Annotated in this window: 20 protein-coding genes and 1 pseudogene; 8 read left to right on the forward strand and 13 right to left on the reverse strand. The window is 57.6% G+C overall.

Annotated features, from left to right (window positions below):
• Nucleotides 1-54: 54 nt before the first annotated feature.
• The 3 genes from RZ517_RS16200 to rpoZ are packed head-to-tail and all read right to left on the reverse strand — an operon-like array spanning nt 55 to nt 3,282.
• The gene (locus RZ517_RS16200) at nt 55-726 is read right to left on the reverse strand and encodes a DUF2062 domain-containing protein (protein WP_338549167.1); all 672 of its coding nucleotides are present in this window, start codon (nt 724-726) and stop codon (nt 55-57) included.
• 15 nt (nt 727-741) lie between these two features.
• On the reverse strand, nt 742-2,892 hold the full coding sequence (locus tag RZ517_RS16205; RefSeq protein ID WP_338549168.1) for a RelA/SpoT family protein: 2,151 nt from the start codon (nt 2,890-2,892) through the stop codon (nt 742-744).
• 36 nt (nt 2,893-2,928) lie between these two features.
• Nucleotides 2,929-3,282: a DNA-directed RNA polymerase subunit omega gene (gene rpoZ / locus RZ517_RS16210; RefSeq protein WP_317056950.1), complete on the reverse strand. Its 354-nt coding sequence runs from the start codon at nt 3,280-3,282 to the stop codon at nt 2,929-2,931.
• 303 nt (nt 3,283-3,585) lie between these two features.
• Here rpoZ and rpmB point away from each other — a divergent pair, with 303 nt between their 5' ends.
• Nucleotides 3,586-3,876, forward strand: coding sequence for a 50S ribosomal protein L28 (gene rpmB / locus RZ517_RS16215; protein WP_338549169.1), 291 nt, complete (start codon nt 3,586-3,588; stop codon nt 3,874-3,876).
• Nucleotides 3,877-4,061: 185 nt separating this feature from the next.
• On the opposite strand, the gene RZ517_RS16220 is transcribed toward rpmB, so the two are convergent.
• Entirely contained in the window at nt 4,062-4,763 is a 702-nt protein-coding gene (locus RZ517_RS16220; protein WP_338549170.1) for an NAD-dependent deacylase, read from the reverse strand.
• Nucleotides 4,764-4,870: 107 nt separating this feature from the next.
• Here RZ517_RS16220 and RZ517_RS16225 point away from each other — a divergent pair, with 107 nt between their 5' ends.
• Complete coding sequence (locus tag RZ517_RS16225) at nt 4,871-5,584, forward strand: M50 family metallopeptidase (protein WP_338549171.1); 714 nt, start codon at nt 4,871-4,873, stop codon at nt 5,582-5,584.
• Nucleotides 5,585-5,751: 167 nt separating this feature from the next.
• A complete protein-coding gene (locus RZ517_RS16230; protein WP_338549172.1) occupies nt 5,752-6,432 on the forward strand; it encodes an aspartate/glutamate racemase family protein in 681 nt (226 codons plus the stop codon).
• 9 nt (nt 6,433-6,441) lie between these two features.
• Here RZ517_RS16230 and RZ517_RS16235 read toward each other — a convergent pair whose 3' ends face one another.
• The 3 genes from RZ517_RS16235 to ubiA are packed head-to-tail and all read right to left on the reverse strand — an operon-like array spanning nt 6,442 to nt 9,721.
• Entirely contained in the window at nt 6,442-6,765 is a 324-nt protein-coding gene (locus RZ517_RS16235; RefSeq protein WP_317056938.1) for a hypothetical protein, read from the reverse strand.
• Complete coding sequence (locus tag RZ517_RS16240) at nt 6,762-8,699, reverse strand: OmpA family protein (protein WP_338549173.1); 1,938 nt, start codon at nt 8,697-8,699, stop codon at nt 6,762-6,764. The genes RZ517_RS16235 and RZ517_RS16240 overlap by 4 nt, the downstream gene beginning before the upstream one ends.
• A gap of 56 nt (nt 8,700-8,755) precedes the next feature.
• A complete protein-coding gene (gene ubiA, locus RZ517_RS16245) occupies nt 8,756-9,721 on the reverse strand; it encodes a 4-hydroxybenzoate octaprenyltransferase (RefSeq protein ID WP_338549174.1) in 966 nt (321 codons plus the stop codon).
• Between the two features lie 11 nt (nt 9,722-9,732).
• Between ubiA and RZ517_RS16250 the strand changes: the two genes are divergently transcribed.
• The 3 genes from RZ517_RS16250 (at nt 9,733) to RZ517_RS16260 (ending at nt 12,818) form a co-directional block, all read left to right on the forward strand.
• Nucleotides 9,733-10,470 (forward strand): 16S rRNA (uracil(1498)-N(3))-methyltransferase, encoded by a 738-nt coding sequence (locus tag RZ517_RS16250; RefSeq protein ID WP_338549175.1) that lies wholly within the window; start codon nt 9,733-9,735, stop codon nt 10,468-10,470.
• Nucleotides 10,467-10,988: a hypothetical protein gene (locus RZ517_RS16255; protein ID WP_338549176.1), complete on the forward strand. Its 522-nt coding sequence runs from the start codon at nt 10,467-10,469 to the stop codon at nt 10,986-10,988. The genes RZ517_RS16250 and RZ517_RS16255 overlap by 4 nt, the downstream gene beginning before the upstream one ends.
• Nucleotides 10,989-11,447: 459 nt before the next feature.
• Nucleotides 11,448-12,818 carry a glutamate--cysteine ligase gene (locus RZ517_RS16260; RefSeq protein ID WP_338549177.1) on the forward strand — a complete coding sequence of 457 codons (1,371 nt, stop codon included), beginning with the start codon at nt 11,448-11,450 and terminating at the stop codon, nt 12,816-12,818.
• 22 nt (nt 12,819-12,840) lie between these two features.
• Here the strand turns inward: RZ517_RS16260 and RZ517_RS16265 are convergent, their stop codons facing one another.
• The 6 genes and pseudogenes from RZ517_RS16265 to RZ517_RS16290 form a co-directional block, all read right to left on the reverse strand.
• Entirely contained in the window at nt 12,841-13,098 is a 258-nt protein-coding gene (locus RZ517_RS16265; RefSeq protein ID WP_338549178.1) for a hypothetical protein, read from the reverse strand.
• A complete protein-coding gene (plsY, locus tag RZ517_RS16270) occupies nt 13,098-13,703 on the reverse strand; it encodes a glycerol-3-phosphate 1-O-acyltransferase PlsY (RefSeq protein ID WP_338549179.1) in 606 nt (201 codons plus the stop codon). Before plsY ends, RZ517_RS16265 begins: the two co-directional genes overlap by 1 nt.
• A pseudogene (pyrC, locus tag RZ517_RS16275) lies at nt 13,696-14,978 on the reverse strand (dihydroorotase). Before pyrC ends, plsY begins: the two are co-directional and overlap by 8 nt.
• On the reverse strand, nt 14,975-15,421 hold the full coding sequence (locus RZ517_RS16280) for a hypothetical protein (RefSeq protein WP_338549180.1): 447 nt from the start codon (nt 15,419-15,421) through the stop codon (nt 14,975-14,977). The pseudogene pyrC and the gene RZ517_RS16280 overlap by 4 nt, the downstream one beginning before the upstream one ends.
• Complete coding sequence (locus RZ517_RS16285; RefSeq protein WP_338549181.1) at nt 15,418-15,984, reverse strand: hypothetical protein; 567 nt, start codon at nt 15,982-15,984, stop codon at nt 15,418-15,420. The genes RZ517_RS16280 and RZ517_RS16285 overlap by 4 nt, the downstream gene beginning before the upstream one ends.
• Nucleotides 15,981-16,931 carry an aspartate carbamoyltransferase catalytic subunit gene (locus RZ517_RS16290; protein ID WP_338549182.1) on the reverse strand — a complete coding sequence of 317 codons (951 nt, stop codon included), beginning with the start codon at nt 16,929-16,931 and terminating at the stop codon, nt 15,981-15,983. The genes RZ517_RS16285 and RZ517_RS16290 overlap by 4 nt, the downstream gene beginning before the upstream one ends.
• Before the next feature lie 171 nt (nt 16,932-17,102).
• Here RZ517_RS16290 and RZ517_RS16295 point away from each other — a divergent pair, with 171 nt between their 5' ends.
• Together RZ517_RS16295 and RZ517_RS16300 are read left to right on the forward strand one after the other, a co-directional pair.
• Complete coding sequence (locus tag RZ517_RS16295; RefSeq protein WP_338549183.1) at nt 17,103-17,876, forward strand: uracil-DNA glycosylase; 774 nt, start codon at nt 17,103-17,105, stop codon at nt 17,874-17,876.
• Nucleotides 17,873-18,466 carry a metallophosphoesterase family protein gene (locus RZ517_RS16300; protein ID WP_338549184.1) on the forward strand — a complete coding sequence of 198 codons (594 nt, stop codon included), beginning with the start codon at nt 17,873-17,875 and terminating at the stop codon, nt 18,464-18,466. The genes RZ517_RS16295 and RZ517_RS16300 overlap by 4 nt, the downstream gene beginning before the upstream one ends.
• The last annotated feature ends 7 nt before the right edge of the window (nt 18,467-18,473 follow it).

The raw sequence follows: 18,473 nt of genomic DNA on the forward strand, positions 1-18,473 counted from the left end.
ACCGTCAGCCAAAAGCGGATTGACCGTTCCAAGAATGGCAAAAGAGGCCTTAGCCTAAACTCCGCTATCCTTGGCCTTAGATTTTGCCTTTTTCTCTGCTGCCTTTTCCTTGAAGGCATCCAGTTTTGCCTTGATCCGCCCTTTTCGGCGGTTCTGATAGGCCTGGATCACCGGAAGACTCAGATAATACGCGACAAATCCAGAAATAAGGCCAGGAATGATACCGCCCACCATGTAAGGGAAAAACACCTCGTCATAGAATATCTCAAGCCGTGTCCAATCGACATGTGCATCTGTAAAGATCGCCCAGATATTGTCTTTCAGATCCCGCCCTGCATCGACAAACTTCGCACCCAGCGTGCCATGCTCTTCGAACTCCGGCACATTGCGGATCCCCAGAAGGAAATACCCGGTCTGAAGCGAAGACGCTCCAATCGCCAGAAACGTCAGCGGATTGCCGACAAACGTCGCCAAGAGCGACGCAACGATATTGCCCCGCATAATCCACGCCAACCCGGCGGCCAGAAAGAAGTGCAGCCCAAAGAAGGGAGAAAAAGTGACAAAGACCCCCGCAAAAATCCCACGCGCGATCCGATGCGGCGGATCCGGCAGGCGACGGACCCGATGTTTCACATATTGGAAAGCTCGCGACCAACCACTCTTGGGCCACAGAAATTGCAATGTGGCCTTCCACCAGGGCAGCTTGTCTCGGCGCTTAAAGACCACTGGAAGCGGCTCCTGTTACTCGTTCTTTCCAGGCTCAGACCCATTGCCCAAACCAAGCGCGACATCCCTGAACCGCTCAACCGCGGCCACGTCGCTCTCAGCTTCCACAACAGAAATCACCCCATGCAGGTGTTCTGCATCTCTGAGTTCTACGTCAACCATGAGCCTGTAAAAATCCGGTTTCCGGTCAATGAATGTCAGGTCAGAGATATTGGCCTTCTGTTCTCCGATCAATGTGCAAATTCGTCCAAGTACCCCAGCGTCATTGCCAATCGTTACATCAAGCGTCACATCGTAAACAGCCGGATGCCGTCCCCCATGCCAATGAAGGTCCACCCAGCGCTCAGGCTGCTCTTCAAAGCTTTGCAAGGTTTCGCAATCAATGGCATGCACGACAACCCCTTTGCCACGGTATGTAATCCCGACAATCCGCTCGCCCGGTAAGGGTTGGCAACATGGCGCGCGATCAAACCGCTGATCAGGGGCCAGACCGATCACCGCACGGTCCCAGCGCACCTCGGCCCCTGTACCAGGCGACAGATCGGGATAGACCGCGTTCAAAACCTGTTGTGTTGTCAATTCCGCACTGCCCAGACGGGCCAGAACCTCATCGTGGTTCTTCAGTCGCAGGGTTTTTGCCACACGTTCAAGTGCCTTGTCGGTGGGCTTTTTGCCGACATGTTCAAACGCCGCACGCGCCAGTTCCCGACCAAGGCGAATATACCGATCCCGATCCAATTCCCGCAACGCCCGCCGGATCGCCGCACGCGCTTTGCCGGTGGTGGCAATATCCAACCATGTGGCCTGCGGTGTCTGCCCATCTGCGGTGATGACATCGACCGACTGACCGTTTTTGATCCGCGTCCAGAGCGGTACACGCATACCGTCCACTTTGGCCCCCACACAGGCATTGCCGATCCGCGTGTGAATGGCATAGGCAAAATCAATCGGTGTCGCCCCGCGCGGTAGCTTGATCACATCCCCCTTGGGCGTAAAACAAAAAACCTGGTCCGAATACATCTCCAACTTGACCGCTTCGAGGAAGTCTTCGTGATCTTCCTCTGCATCAAACTGTTCTGTTAGTGACGAAATCCACTTCGCCGGATCCACGGCAAACGGGTTTTCTGCGCGCTCACCATCTCTGTAGGACCAATGCGCCGCCACACCCGTCTCGGCCACCTCATGCATTTGCCGTGTGCGGACCTGCACCTCGACAAGCTTACCGTCCCGCCCAGAAACCGTAGTGTGGATCGACCGATACCCGTTCGACTTCGGCTGACTGATGTAATCCTTGAACCGCCCAGGCACCGCGCGCCAACGCCGATGAATGACCCCCAGCACGCGGTAGCAGTCCTCTTCTGTTCCCGTGACCAGGCGAAAGCCATAGATGTCGCTTAGACGGGAAAATCCCATCTCTTTTTCCTGCATCTTGCGCCAGATTGAGTAGGGTTTTTTTGCGCGGCCCAGAATATCGGCCTCTATCCCGGCCTCATCTAACTCATGGCGCATATCGCCCGTGATCCGCTCAATCACATCGCCAGCTTCCTTTTGGAGCGTGATGAACCGCCGCATGATCGAAGCCCGCGCCTCGGGGTTGATGACGCGAAATGCCAAATCCTCCAACTCTTCGCGCATCCATTGCATGCCCATACGCCCTGCAAGAGGCGCATAGATATCCATAGTCTCGCGCGCCTTCTTGAGCTGTTTTTCAGGCCTCATGGCCCGGATCGTGCGCATGTTGTGCAAACGGTCCGCGACCTTCACCAGGATCACACGCAGATCTTTCGACATTGCCATAAAAAGCTTGCGAAAGTTTTCAGCCTGCTGAGTTTCAGTGCTCGACAGCTGCAGATTGGTCAGTTTCGTAACGCCATCCACAAGATCGGCCACTTCCCGGCCAAATCGCTGCGCCACAATATCAAAAGAGGCGCGCGTGTCTTCAATCGTGTCATGCAAAAGCGCCGTGACAATCGTCGCATCATCAAGCCGCTGTTCGGCCAATATGGCGGCGACAGACACAGGATGCGTGAAATACGGCTCACCGGAATGCCGGTACTGCCCCTCATGCATATCGCGGCCAAACTCAAAGGCATCGCGAATCAAGCTCTCGTCGGTTTTGGGGTTATAGGCGCGAACCAGATCAATCAGGTTATCGGCAGCAATCATTGCGCTCCGCTTCCCCAGGCAGGGTGCGCGCGGGGCTTAGCCCTGCCCCTGCGCCTCCATCAACGCCCGAAGCAGTTTTTCTTCGGACATATCATCTTCGGCAGGCTTCTCGGCCTCATCCCCCATCAAAAGCGCCATCGAGTCCTCTTCGGGCTCGTCCACTTCGATCTGGTTCTGGTTCGATTCAATCAGACGTTCCCGCAGATCATCCGCCGGCTGGGTCTCTTCTGCAATCTCGCGCAGGGCCACAACCGGGTTTTTGTCATTGTCACGATCCACAGTGATCGGCGAACCTGCGGAAATCTCACGCGCACGATGCGCCGCCAGCATGACCAGATCAAACCGGTTCGGGACCTTATCAACGCAATCTTCTGTTGTGACGCGGGCCATATGACCTCCGAATTGGGCAAATGTCTCAAGAAGCCCTGTTCCTAAAGACTATGGCATATGTTTACAAGCACAGATTTGCGCCTGTCCGCCGCGGATTCGCGCCTATTTCCCCCATGAAACACAGCAAATCGAGACAGGTCGTCGGTATGGCAGTATTTCCCGCAAGGAAAGACACCCGAATCCCTTGACGCCTCAAGCCTTTGACCGTAAAGACGCCCAACGTAATTAGGGGCGCTGCCTAGGGCGGTGCCCATTTGTATTGAGAAGGCGGCACATCGCCCGCCCCAACACGAGGATAAACCCATGTCGCGCCGCTGCGAACTGACCGGAAAAGGCCCGATGGTTGGCAACAACTCGAGCCATGCAAACAACAAGACCCGGCGCCGTTACCTGCCGAACCTGAACGACACGACGCTGCAATCCGAAACGCTCGGCCGTGGCATCAAACTGAGGATCTCCGCAGCCGCATTGCGCAGCGTGGACCACCGCGGTGGCCTCGACGCTTTTTTGGCCAAAGCCAAGGACTCCGAGTTGTCGGACCGCGCATTGAAGGTCAAAAAAGAAATCGCCAAGGCGCAGGCCGCCAGCGCTTAAGGGTATGGTAAGCTTAATTTTAAGGCCCTGCCGCAAACGGCGGGGCTTTTCGCATTTCCGGCACTTGCTGTTACGCACCCAATACTCCAGAGTGTTTCACACCCCAGAAACGCAATTGGGTATAGCTTAACAAGCCCGTAACGTGTTTTGCGCACAAAACATCCAAGCAATAAGTTTGCGCGAACCTATGCTCCTTTTACGGCCAAAACCTCCTCCACCCAGACCGGCACAACCTCACTTGCTTTGCCGCGACGGTGCTCAGCAAAATCACGCGACGCCGAGGACGTCTCAAGATTCAATTCCACCGTATGCGCCCCCATCCGCCGGGCGTGCTGACCATATGCCGCCGCCGGATAAACCTGCCCGGATGTGCCAATTGCGGCAAAGAGATCTGCCTCTGCCAGAGCGGGATCAATCACCTCCATCGCATAGGGAATTTCCCCAAACCACACGACATCCGGGCGTGTCGCAGGCACCTCGCATTTGGGGCAGGGATCATCAGGTGACATGACCAAGGGGGCCTGCCATCGGTGCGCGCACGCATGGCACAGCGCTTTGGCCAGTTCGCCATGCATATGGATCACGTTCTGGCTGCCTGCCGCCTCGTGCAGGCCGTCCACATTTTGCGTAATAACAAGCACTTCTCCCTCAAAATCTGCCTCAAGCCTCGCCAGAGCAAAATGTGCCGCGTTCGGCTTGGCCTTTGCCGCCTGCGCCCGGCGCGCATTGTAGAATGCATGCACCAAAGTTGGGTTGCGCTCAAAACCCTCAGGCGTGGCCACATCCTCAATCGCGTGCTGCGCCCAAAGCCCGCCTTCGTCGCGAAACGTGCCCAACCCGCTTTCAGCGGAAATTCCAGCACCACTTAAAATGACAATCTTTTTCATGCCTTAGTTTTGCTCAACTTTCCCGGTATTCGACCCTGAAACCATATTAGGCCCATCATATTAGGCCCATGTTGCGCAAAAGTCTTTAAGTACCTGGAATTATTACTGTGTTCAACGACAACAACCCAATTTTCGAGTTCCGTGGCCCCTTTGGTGTGCCGATCCAGATTGGGGCATCTCTTGTGATGCTTTTGGGCTTCTACTTCTACACGGGTGGAAGCGATGTCGCCTGGACGGCAACCTTTATCGCTTTGCTCTTCGTATCGATTTTCCTGCATGAACTGGGTCACGCCTGGGCCTGTCTGATTCAAGGCGTGCCTGTGCGGCGCATCATGCTCTATGGCGGCGGCGGGTTTTGCGAACGCGCGCGCTCTGCCTCAGCATACGAGCAGGAATTCATCGTCGCTATGGGCCCAATTGTGAACATCGTGCTATGGGCCGTGTTTTCGTTGATCTCCAATGTCATGTGGGACAGCATCTTTGCCCAGGCATCGGCGTATGAAAACCCGGAAATCCTGTTCAACAGCCCACAAGCCACCATTGCCGAAGTTCTTGGGCTTTTTGCCTATATCAACGGATTCCTTGCGATCTTCAACTTGATCCCGGTTCAGCCACTTGATGGCGGCAAGCTCTTTCATCTGGGCCTCTTGCGCATCCTGCGTCAAGATTATGCCATGGTCATCACAGGTGCTGTCGGCCTTATCCTGTCTGTGATCTGGATCCCTGCCATGTTGATCGCCTTTGGCCTTGGGTGGTGGATTTTGTTCTTCATCCCATCTATTCCCCTGCATTGGTCAATGATGAGACAACGCCTGGCCTGATCAACGCCTGCTCGAAGGTCGGTTAGCAAACCAATCCCTTCACGTTCGACGAACCTCTGCGCAAACCCGCTTCAAAAACTGCGAAAACCTGCTATGTCTGCGCCAAGCTTGGGCAAAAGACCCCAAGCAGCGTGACAGAGTACGAGCAGTAAAATGAGTTCTCCAAGATGAAGCCCGTCGGCATCCTAGGCGGCATGGTTCCGCAGACCACAGTTCTTGTGATGCAAAAGCTTTTGTCTGCCACGCAGACGCAGGATGGCAGCAATCACATCCCGCTGATCCTCAATCACAACCCGCAACTACCGCCGCGCGTGACCCTTGTTGACGGCGATGACGACCGCGAACCCATGCCTGCCTTGATGAGCATGGCACAGGATCTTGAACGCGCGGGCGCACAAGCGCTCGCCATGCCGAATGTCGAAGCGCACCACTATTCCCTGGCCGTCAGCCACGCCACGACCTTGCCGTTCCTTGATATAATTGAATTTTCCGCGACGCAGGTCCAAGCGAGCGGCGCAAACAAAATTGGCCTCTTGGCGGCACCGGCCTGTCGCACATTCGAGTTGTTCGATGCAATCTTCGATGCCAAGGGGCTGACACCTGTTTGGCTGAAAGACGAATTAGGAGTGTCCAATCTCATCGCCGCCGCCAAAAGCGGAAATCAGAGCGCCGATCTTGAACAGAACCTGCAAGCCATAGCGAACGATCTTTTAGATCAAGGTGCCGAACATATCCTTGTCGCCAACACAGAGCTTTCACCACTGCAGGGTGCCCTGCCCAATGACATGCCAACAACTGACAGCCTGACCTGCCTGTGCAACGCGATTGTCACCTTCGCCAAAAGCTAAAACTGGATTTTAAGTGCGCACCTTGGACAACTCATTGCGCAACATCTCGGCCTCTTGCCGCGCCTCTCGCAACCCATCCATGGTCGCCGAAAGCTCAGCTTCGGTTTGCGTCAGCTGATTGGTCAACTCCGCCTCCCGCTGCTGCAGATAAGTGATCGCCTGATCACGTGTCTCTTCTGCATCATGAAGCTCTTGCGACATGCGCTCCAGCTCACCCACATCGGATGGCAGCACACGGGTAAAACGGTGCACCAGCCAATTGGCGAACCAGCCCATGCAAAACGCCACGAACAGAACGATCGCCGTTGCTATGATGAATTCGGTTCTGTTCATTCCGCAGCGCTTTCCGCTTCTGGTTCCGGTTCTTCGGGGGATGCACCTACATCTTCACCCTGAGCTTTGTTTTGAACCTCTTCTTCCATCGCTTCAAGCGTTGTCTGCTCTTCCTTGATGGGTTCTGGACGGATCACCCGAAACTCAATGCGCCGATTGGCTTCGCGCCCTTCTTCAGAATCGTTATCCGCAATCGGCTTGCTCTCACCGTAACCCTTTGCCGAAATCGACGCGGTCAAAACCTGACGCGACCGAAGCTCATTGAGGATGGTTTGCGCCCGGGCCTGACTCAGCTGTTCGTTCATGACCTCACGGCCCTGGCTGTCCGTGTGCCCGCCAATTTCCATGCGGATCTCGCCACAGGATTTAACGACCTCCGCGATGTCATCCATGATCGCCGCACCAATATCATCAATCGTGGTTTCACTAGGGGCGAAGGTGATTTTCCGCTCCACCTGAATCTGCGCAATCTGTGCCTCGCACTCATCCGGGGTGGGCAGGCTTGCAATCGGGTCAAGCGCTTCCTGATAGGACACGTCAATTGTGTATCGCTCAGCATCGCCCAGCTTTTGCGCCAGCATCCCTGTGATCGTGGCCTCCGCCTCCTTGTTCCCGGTTTGGCCGGCGACATCGATGGCATCGGGCGTCACGGTGACAGCCCCATTCGACAGATAGGCCAGTGCCTCCAACGCAGTCAACGTGCGTACAGTCCAATCGCGCGGCAAGTTTTCGGCCACGCGTGCCGTAGTGTAGACCGCGTCTGAGGCGAACCGCGCCTTCGCAAGGCTGTCGACCGTCTCTCGCGCGCGCTCGTTTTCCACACGCCCTCTGATCTGCACCAGCCCTTCAGGCGAAAGCGTCGCAACAAATTCAGGTGCCTGCGCATTTTCCGTCTCTGGAACCGGCAGAACAGCGTGAAGTGCAAACACGTCCGGCAATGATGTTTCCAGCCGTCCAACCACCGCATCAAACACCGATTCCGATGTGCCATATGCCGCCACCAGCGAGACATCCGCGTCCGAGAACGTGATGCTGCCATTGCCAATCTCACCCAGCGCATCGATCGCTAGCTCTGCGGCATCGGCCCACTTGGGCGATGGCACACCAAGCGCCAAAGTGCACTGCGCTTTATAGTCGAGGCCATTGCGCCCTGCTGCGCGCAGAATCCGCTCGCGTGCGGTCTCTGTATCGGCAGCGCACACATCAAATTTACCGGTGCCGTCTTCTATGGTATAACGCAGGGTAAAGGGCGTCACGACAGGCCTCGGCGCGGAGATATCGAGCGCCAACCGCACCCCATCAGGCAAGCGCCGCGCCAGATCAGTTTCCAGCGTTGTTTTATCTTGTTCACTCTCCGCCATAGCCGTGACTTCGACCCGCGAGGCATCCACTGAAATCTTGGCCCGTTCCAGATCATCCAATGACCGAACCGCATAATCGAGCGCATCCTGCCAAGTCTCGGGTTCTGGATAGTCCGCTGTCTCCAAAAGGTCGGTGATCTCCTGATCCCCGGTGCGTCGCGCCACATCAAAGAGCAGGTCATCACGATCCATCGAAGCAGGGATCAACCCGATCAATGAGATGCCGCTGTCATTTCTCAAAATTTCCACGGAAAAGCGCGGTGGTTCGATACCTGCAGTGTCCTCGACCAGCATCTGGTCGATGATCCGGGCGGATTCCACGACACTTCCGGCTATCGAGAGGGCCCGAAAGCGCGTCGCCTCGGACGGGGCAGTCCCTGCAAGATAGACCTGCAAGCCATCGGCATCGACCTCCGTCCAGACCATACCGTTTTCATCGAGCGTATCGCGCACCGCATTGCGCGAATTCTCTTCTATGGCAGACACTGCGAACCGCGCGGCAAACAGACATAGAATAAACGCGACAGCGAAAATACCAGCTACCGAAAATACTGAAGACAGGCGCAGATTCACGAAACCACCCTTTTCCTTCCCGCGCCCTATTTAAGCGCCAGTATCCTCAAGTGCAATCAAACGAAGAGCGCGATTGCAAAAAACGGCAGGGGAATTAGACCAGCATCCCGGTTTGACCGGAAGAGCCGAAGCAGCACGTCATCGTCATTGGGATCAAACCGCTGCAGTTGCCAATGCATATGCCACCCGAATGCCCAGGATCCACACAGCGCCAAGAGCAGTGCGATGGGAGAGGCACCGACAACGGCCATGATGACTGCAAACACCTGCAAAATCACCGCAAGGATGAGAAACCGCAACAGCCAGGCAGGTGACTGTTCCCCAAAAAGCCGCGCTGTGGATTTCACCCCAATGAGCGCGTCATCTTCGGCATCCTGATGGGCGTAGATCGTATCGTAAAAAAGCGTCCACGAGATACCAGCCAGATAAAGGATCACCGCTGGCAGTTCGAGCTTTCCGCTATGCGCGGTCCAGGCCAGAAGCGCACCCCAGTTAAACGCAATCCCAAGAAACACCTGCGGCCACCATGTGAAGCGCTTGGCAAATGGATAAACTGCCACGGGCAAGAGCGACAGCACACCCAATGCAATCGAAGCCCAGTTGAAGGTGATCAGAATACAAAACGCGATCAAGGCCTGCGCCACCAGCCAGGCAAGGGCCTGTTTCACGCTCACCTGGCCCGAGGGAATAGGCCGCGACGCCGTGCGCGCCACGCTGCCATCAATGTGACGGTCGGTGATGTCATTCCACGTGCACCCCGCCCCGCGCATCAGAAAGGCCCCAATCCCACAGCCCACAAAAATCCAAAGATCATGCCAACTCATCTGCCCGTCATGGATCATCGACAAGAGCAGCCCCCACCAGCAGGGCAAGAGCAGCAACCATGTGCCAATCGGTCTGTCCGCCCGGGAAAGCCGCAGGTAAGGCCGCGCGGCAGAAGGCGCCAGCCGGTCCACCCAGTTGTCCTTGACAGCATCCGCTACCTGGCCTGTGGCCTCTGGCGTCTGGTTCTCACCGGTCATATGTTGGCCCCATGCGCAACGCGAAGATCAGACTGTATGTAGATCAGCCTTTGGGGCAAGGGCAATCCGTTCCGTTGGGAGGCGATCAGGCGCACTACCTCTTTAGTGTCATGCGGCTGGGTCTTGGCGACGTGGTACTGGTGTTTGACGGTCATTCCGGCGAATGGCGCGCGACTGTGGCCGAGGCAGGCAAAAAGCGCGGTATTCTAACGGTCGAAGAACAAACCCGCCCACAACAAAACCCACCCGATCTCTGGCTATTGTTTGCCCCAATCAAAAAAGCCCGCACCGACTTCATCGTCGAAAAAGCTGCCGAGATGGGCGCGGCGCGCATCTGCCCAGTGCAGACCGAATTCACGAATTCCGAACGCATCCGACAGGATCGCCTTCAGGCACATGCCGTCGAAGCCGCCGAGCAATGCGGCGGCACCTACGTGCCCGAAGTGACAGCCCTGCAAAGACTCGACGCATTGCTCAACACATGGCCTGACGACCGCCAAATCCTGTTCTGTGACGAAGCGCTCGCTGGCCCATCCTTGGCTTTGATCAGCCTCGCCAAAAACGACAGCAGTGGCCCCTGGGCCATCCTCATCGGCCCCGAAGGCGGCTTTTCCGATGCCGAACGCCAACGCCTCGCCGCACTGCCCCAGGCCCACGCCATCAGCCTCGGCCCCCGCATCCTACGCGCCGACACCGCCGCCGTGGCCGCGCTGACGCTGTGGCAACAGACCTTTGGAGATTGGCGATGAGCTTCATCCGTCCCGAGGCAGCGGCCAACCTGTTCCGCTGGCGCGAAGCGCTTATTGGCCTTGCGGTGCTGGCACTGGGGGCTTGGTGGGCGTTGACCTTAAACGGCATTTTGTCATGGGTCGGCATGGCATTCTGCGTGGCCGGACTTGTGCTCACCGTCACCGGCTTGCAACGCGGGCGCTTCCGGTCCAACACCGGCGGTCCCGGCATTGTGCAAATCGACGAGGGCCGTGTCACGTATTTCGGCCCTCTCACCGGTGGCAGCATCGACCTGTCCGAGATGACCGAACTGGCGCTTGACCCCACGGGGCAGCCCGCCCATTGGCGTCTCTCTCAACCTGGTCAACCACAGCTTTTCATACCTGTGTCCGCCACCGGCAATGACGCGCTGTTTGACGCCTTCTCATCCCTGCCGGGCCTGCGCAGCGAAACGCTGGTCGCGGCGGCGAACAACAAGTTAACCATCCCCACCCGCATCTGGGTACGACATGAAACACTGGCCAAGCTTAGAGGCTGAGAAACGCGAAGCCTGTTTGCTTGGCCAACTGTCTGTGCATAGACAAAACAGGAGTTATTTCTTAATCTTCTGCCGTTCTGCGCGCGCTTTTGCACGGGCCGCTTTGCGTTGTTCTTCCAACTCTCTTTTTTTCCTGGGACTCAACCGATCTTCGGGATCAGGCCCGCCTCTTGCCAAAGCTGGCTGACTGAGCGCGACAGCCGCGCCTGCCACCAAACCAAATGAGAAAAACCCGCGGCGTGACATTGTCTTAGACATTTCAAACTCCTGTGATTGATCTTCCAAAAACTGAAAGACATGTCAGCACGCACCTGACCAAGTTCCATATTTCTCACGCTTTGCTGTGATCTTGTTGATCACGCGTGAACACGACCCACGCCCATGCAGAGCGGATTGACACTCCGTGCAATCCGCGCCACTTCTGGCCCTCAAAGTTGCGCCAAGCCAGGAGGCTTTCAGATGTCTATCCCCCAATCCGGCGGCGGCCCGATTGAAAGCCACTCCCAACTGGCCGAATATCTCGAAAGCGGGTGCAAACCGCGCGAAGATTGGCGGATAGGTACCGAGCATGAAAAATTCGGCTACTGCAAAGACACTCTCAAGCCCATTCCCTATGCAGGTGAGCGCAGTGTTCTGGCCGTTCTTGAAGGTCTGCGCGATGGCCACGGCTGGGTCCCTTTGGAAGAGGGCGGCAACCTGATTGGCCTGACCAAAGACGGGGCCAACGTGTCTCTGGAACCGGGCGGCCAGCTTGAACTCAGCGGTGCACCGCTGGAAAGCATCCACCAGACCTGTGACGAGGTGAACCAGCATCTGGCCGACGTGAAAGACATTGCCGATAAGGTTGGTGTCGGGTTTATCGGTCTGGGGGCTGCGCCCATCTGGTCGCATGACGACATGCCGATGATGCCAAAGGGGCGCTACAAGCTGATGAAGTCCTACATGGATCAGGTCGGCACAATGGGCAAATCCATGATGTTCCGCACCTGCACTGTGCAGGTGAACCTAGATTTCTCATCCGAGGCCGACATGGTGCAAAAACTGCGCGTTGCGCTGGCTTTGCAACCCGTCGCCACAGCTCTTTTTGCCAACTCCCCTTTCTTTGACGGCAAACCCAATGGACACAAATCCTGGCGCGCCCGCGTCTGGCGTGATCTTGACGCGGATCGCACCGGCATGCTGCCATTTGTCTTTGAGGACGGCTTTGGGTTCGAGGCCTGGGCGGATTATGCGCTCGATGTGCCGATGTATTTTGTCTACCGTGATGGCGAATATGTCGACGCGCTCGGCCAATCTTTCCGCGATTTTCTTAAAGGTGAATTGCCGGCCTTACCTGGGCAGACACCGACCTTGTCGGATTGGGCCGACCACCTGACAACTGCCTTCCCCGAAGCTCGGATCAAAAAATTCATGGAGATGCGTGGCGCAGATGGCGGCCCATGGCGCAGGCTCTGTGCGTTGCCCGCCTTCTGGGTCGGTCTGATGTATAACCAATCCGCGCTCGACGGTGCCTGGGATCTGGTAAAAGGATGGGACGCCGAGACCCGAGAAGCATTGCGCGTGGCAGCCAGTGAACAAGCGCTCGACGCACGCGTCGGCAAGATCAGCATGCATGACTTGGCCCGTGAAGTTCTGGACCTTTCAGAGGCGGGCCTCAAATCCCGCGCCATCGCCGGAGCTGGCGGGTTGGTGCCCGATGAGACGCATTTCCTTAATGCTTTGCGCGAAAGTGTCGAGACCGGTCAGGTTCCGGCCGATGAGCTTTTGACGAAGTACCATGGCGACTGGGAGGGCGACTTGACGAAGGTTTACGGCGAATTCAGCTACTAAAGTTCTGTATATTCCCGCTATTCTACATCCGACCCGACACCGTCAGGTTCAGCACAAAATCCACAACCTTCTGCTCTGGCATTTCGCACGGTTTTATCCGCGCACCAGACGCCAGGCGATATAGGTTCAGACTGATGTAATCCGAACCGCCCAACTCTTCTGCGACCAGTTTCTGAACTGACCCGGAAACCTGTCGCGTAACCACGTATCGCCGCCCGTGAGACTGCCCTGCGAAAACCCCTTTCGGAAGGGCGTCAAATGCATCCAGAAAAGCCTGCATCAGCTTTCGCCGATCTTGGGCTCCGCCCCTTTGCGGATGCGCAGGATGTTCTGCCAATGTCGCGCAAAGATCAGCAAGGTTAGGATCGCACCGAGGATCAGCATTTCTTTGTACCCCAAAAGTACGACCCATATGGTTGACAGAGCCGCCGAGTATATCGCCGCCAACGAACTGATCCGCGTCGCCACAGCTGCAAAAAGCCACGTCGCACAGCACGCAATGCCAACCGGCCAAGCCAGCGCCAGCATCAGCCCGAGGAATGTCGCAACCCCTTTGCCGCCGCGAAACTTGAGCCAAACCGGAAAGCAATGCCCAAGAAACGCGGTGAGGGCCGCCACTTGGGCGGCATCTTCCCCCGCAAGCAAACGCGCCAGCAAAACCGCAACAGCGCCCTTGGCCCCATCCAGCAAAACAGTCAAAGCCGCCGCAGCTTTGTTCCCGGTGCGCAGAACATTTGTGGCCCCGATATTGCCCGATCCGACCTGCCGAAGGTCGCCCAGGTTCATCACCCGAGCCAAGACCATGCCAAACGGGATTGAGCCGAGCAGATACCCAATCACACCCCACAAAACCAACATCGGCGTGGATGAAAGGAGCTCAGGCATCTGTCTTCTCGTAAACTGCGCGACCCGCCACATAGGTCGCGAGAACCTTACCCTGCATCCTTTGCCCGTCAAACGGCGTATTCTTCGATTTTGATTTCAAAGCCCAGCGATCGAGCACAAAAGGCACATCCGGGTCAAACAGGATCAGGTCCGCAGGCGCGCCCTTGGCCATTCGGCCACAAGACAGACCCAAACGCCTTGCCGGGTTGAGAGACAAAGCGCGGAACAAGGTTGGAAGGTCCAGATCGCCAGAATGCACCAGTCTCAACGCCGCTGGCAAAAGTGTCTCAAGCCCCACCGCCCCGCTGGCCGCCTCTTCAAACGGCAAACGCTTGGACTCTTCATCCTGCGGCGTGTGCATGGAACTCAGCGTATCAATCAGACCCTCGCTGAGCGCCCGTACCACAGCCATGCGATCTTCCTCTGAGCGCAAAGGCGGCTTGACCTTAAAGAAGGTCCGGTAATCGGCAACATCCAGTTCATTCAGCGTCAGGTGATGGATCGACGTGCCCGCCGTGATGTCCAAACCCTCGTCCCGCGCACGTCGCAGCGGTTCAAGTGCCTGTGCAGTGGTGATCTGATCCACATGATAGCGCGCGCCTGTCATGCCAATTATGGCAATGTCGCGCTCCAGTCCCATGCGCTCGGCGACAGGGGAGACCGCAGGCAAGCCCCGCAGCGAGGCAAACTTGCCCGACGTGGCCGCAGCACCGGCGCTCAACACAGGCTCCTGCACGTGCCCAATGACCAAAGCCCCCAAAGACCGCGCATAGCTGAGCGCGCGGCCAAACACCTTGGCGTCCTGCACCACATGATCGCAATCAGTAAACGCAATGGCCCCGGCATCCATCAGAAAGCCGATCTCGGTCATCTCCCGGCCTTCGCGCCCCTTGGTGAGGGCCGCCATCGGCAAAACGTTGACTGGGGCTGCTGCGTTGGCCCGGCGCGCGACAAATTCAAGCGCCTCGGGATTATCTGTTGCAGGCACCGTGTCGGGCCGCGTGACCATCGTGGTCACACCCCCGCCGCTGCCGCAGCACCGGCAGACCGATAACTTTCTTTGTGGCGCTCGCCGGGTTCGCAGACCTTCACGCCGATATCGACAATCCCCGGCGCAAGGCACTTGCCCCCACAATCAACAACCTGCGCCTTGGGGTCTGGATTGCCCGACGCGACCACGTCCTGGATCACGCCCCTGTCGACCAGAACTGCCCCTGTCGCGTCAGTCCCCGCATCTGGATCAATCAGCCTGGCATTGGTGAAAAGCGTACTCATGTTCGGGTTCCCATCACGGCCTCGATCCGCTGTCGCGTCGCATCGCGGTCCTTTTGATACTTCATCAGGTGTTTGTCCCCACCCTTGGTCACGACCTGCACCGCAGAGCCCAGAACCCTGAGCTCTGCAATATCGCCCAGCGCCACATCCTTGCCCAAGGGGCCCAGCAACCGGCGGTCGGTCAGATCCCACCGTGCCTTCAACTCATCCGAGGCCAGATAGCCCGCGCGCACCGCAATCGCCGCAAGCCCGCCCACGGCCCCAGTCCAGACATGCGGATTGCCCAAAAGCCAAAGCGCCACCATCCCAAGGGCCATCGCCCCTGCGGTCAACCAGGCATGGTCACGCCAATAGGTACCCCGGTCCGCATAGAAACTGTGCTGCACGGTTTCCCCTTCCTGCAACGCGGCTGTGGGGGTCATGACAGTATAGGCTTCAGTCATGACGCTACCCAAATAACCACGGCGGTCAGGGCAAACAGCACCAAAAGAGCCACCATGGCCACCCGTCCCGACATGGCCGCGTCCGAGGGGCGCGACTTCGCCTCGGGCGTCACGTCGCCTTGCGCGGCAACAGATGTGATCGGCTCGAACGTCATCGGGGGACGATCCTCTACGAAGGTCCCGACCCACCGCAGTGGAGATGTGGGGCGAAGCGTGACTTCAAACCCGCCAAGCGCATTGGAATAGACAAAAAGAACCAAGCCCTTGATCGCATCAAGTTGCGCCTGGTGCGGAGTTACATCTTCTTCAGAGATACCAAGCCCCTCGATCATGTATCCGGCTAGGCCAAGCTCATCGAGATCCCGCACATCGAAAAGCTCAATGAAATCTGAGTCGAGATACTCAACCCCCAGCGCGTCACGCAATGGCCAAGGCGGATCATCAGCATCAGCCGCCCAATCCGGCTCAGCCGACATCTTGTTTGGCCCTTCGGCATCAGTGTCCACAATGAAAAGCCGCACGATGCCGCGCTCGTTTTTTTTGGCATGAAGCGCTTCTGTCACGCCAGCACCTCTTTGGGCCGCGCCCTCAGGTTTCGCGCCAGAAGATCCATCGCCGCCATGCGCACCGCGACACCCATCTCGACCTGCTCCTGAATGACCGAACGGTTGATGTCATCGGCAATCTCGCCGTCAATCTCAACACCGCGGTTCATCGGCCCAGGATGCATGACAATCGCATCGGGCTTGGCATGGCTCAGTTTTTCGGCATCCAGACCAAAGCGGTGATAGTATTCACGCTCAGATGGAATGAACCCGCCATCCATCCGCTCGCGCTGAAGGCGCAGCATCATGACGACATCAACGTCTTTGAGGCCTTCGCGCATCGATTCGTAGACCTCGACGCCAAACTCCCCAATTCCAGACGGCATCAATGTCGATGGCCCCACCAGCCGCACCCGGTTCTCCATCTTGCCCAGCAAGAGGATGTTCGACCGCGCCACACGGCTGTGCGCAATATCCCCGCAAATCGCGATATTGAGCCGGTGCAAACGCCCCTTGGCCCGACGAATGGTCAGCGCATCCAGCAAAGCCTGGGTGGGATGCTCATGCCGCCCATCACCGGCATTGAGAACCGCGCATTTCACCTTTTGCGCAAGCAGGTTCACTGCGCCTGATTGAGGATGCCGCACCACGAGAAGATCAGGATGCATCGCATTCAGCGTCATCGCTGTATCAATCAGTGTCTCACCTTTTTTGATCGAACTGGCCTGCATGGCCATATTCATCACATCCGCCCCAAGCCGCTTGCCCGCAATCTCGAAACTCGCCTGCGTGCGAGTGGAGTTTTCAAAGAACATATTGATCTGCGTGAGACCCGCCAGCGCATCCCCGTGCTTCACCTCACGGCGGTTAAGCTTCACATATTGCTCGGCCAGATCGAGAATGGCGTTGATATCATCCGGGGAGAGGGGTTCGATCCCCAAAAGGTGCGAGTGCGAAAAGGCCATCAAGCGCTCCGTTCCGGAATTTTTGCGCTTATAAAGGTGGTCAGGGGCCGAGGGCAAGGGGGCGCACAGACCGATGCGCGCACCGACGTGATACCGACGCAATACCGACGTGATACCGACGTGCCAAATCGGCCCGTTTCCCTCGCCGCGGACTCGGCCTAGAGTCAGAGCATGGAATCGGATGCTCACACCGCACTGGCCCAGCTTGAATGGCAGATTGATCTCGGCGCAACCGAGGCCATCGGCGATGCCCCCGTGGACCGCTACGCTGTGCCTGAGCGGATCGAAAAACCAAAGAGCAAAGCCCCTGCAATTGCTGCGCCGACCGCGGAAGACGCAGACCCCATCAGCGATGCTCGCACCGCCGCGGCCAATGCACAAGACCTGTCCCAACTGCAAGCTGCGCTCGGCGCCTATGAGCATTGCGATCTCAAACGCGGCGCTCGGAATCTCGTCTTCTCTGATGGCCACCCAACCGCCCGCGTTATGTTCATCGGCGAAGCTCCGGGGCGTGATGAAGACCAGCAGGGCAAGCCCTTTGTCGGCCGCGCCGGGCAGCTTCTGGACAAAATGCTCGCGGCCATCGACATGGATCGACTGTTGGACACACCCGAAGCGGGGGTCTACATCACCAATGTCCTCCCCTGGCGCCCGCCGCAAAACCGCGACCCGAAACCCGAAGAAATCGCCATGATGCGTCCCTTCATGCAGCGTCATGTGGATCTCGTGGACCCTGATGTTGTTGTTCTTGTGGGGAATATCAGCTGTGACGCAGGCCTTGGCCGACGCGGCATCACCCGCCTGCGCGGCACATGGGCAGAAGCCTACGGCAAGCCTGCCCTACCGATGTTCCACCCCGCATATCTCTTGCGCAACCCGGCGGCCAAGCGAGAGGCCTGGGCTGATCTGCTGGAACTGAAGGCGCGGCTGGAGTCAGGCGTATGAAAATCATGGCCTTCTCTGATTTGCACATGGCCCGCAACAGAGCCACAGAGTTGGTTGAGGCCAGCGCGAAGGCGGACCTGGTGGTTGGCGCAGGTGATTTTTGCAATCATCGCAAAGGCTTGAATGAGGCAATGGACATGCTCAGCGGTATGGCCGCCCCTATGATCCTGGTCCCCGGCAATGCCGAGAGTGTCGAAGAATTGCGCGCCGCCGCGCCAGTGACCGCTGAGGTGCTGCACGGATCTGAATACACCGTGGACGGGGTGACCTTCTTCGGCCTTGGCTACGGTGTGCCCCCGACACCCTTTGGCGACTGGTCTTGCGACCTGAGCGAGGCTGCGGCAGGCCGTATGCTAGACAGCTGTGATGCCGCCGATGTCCTCATCCTGCATTCTCCGCCCAAAGGCGTGGCGGACCGGACCTCAAGCGGCATGTCGGTCGGTTCCACCGCCATCCGCGATGCCATCACCCGCATTCAGCCCAAACTGGCAGTGTGCGGTCATATCCACGACAGCTGGGGCCAGATCGGACAGATTGGCGCAACCCATATTGTCAATCTCGGCCCACGCCCCAATTGGTTCGATATCTGATCACACA

The organism is Roseovarius sp. S88 (assembly GCF_037023735.1).
In the GTDB taxonomy this organism is placed as follows: domain Bacteria; phylum Pseudomonadota; class Alphaproteobacteria; order Rhodobacterales; family Rhodobacteraceae; genus Roseovarius; species Roseovarius phycicola.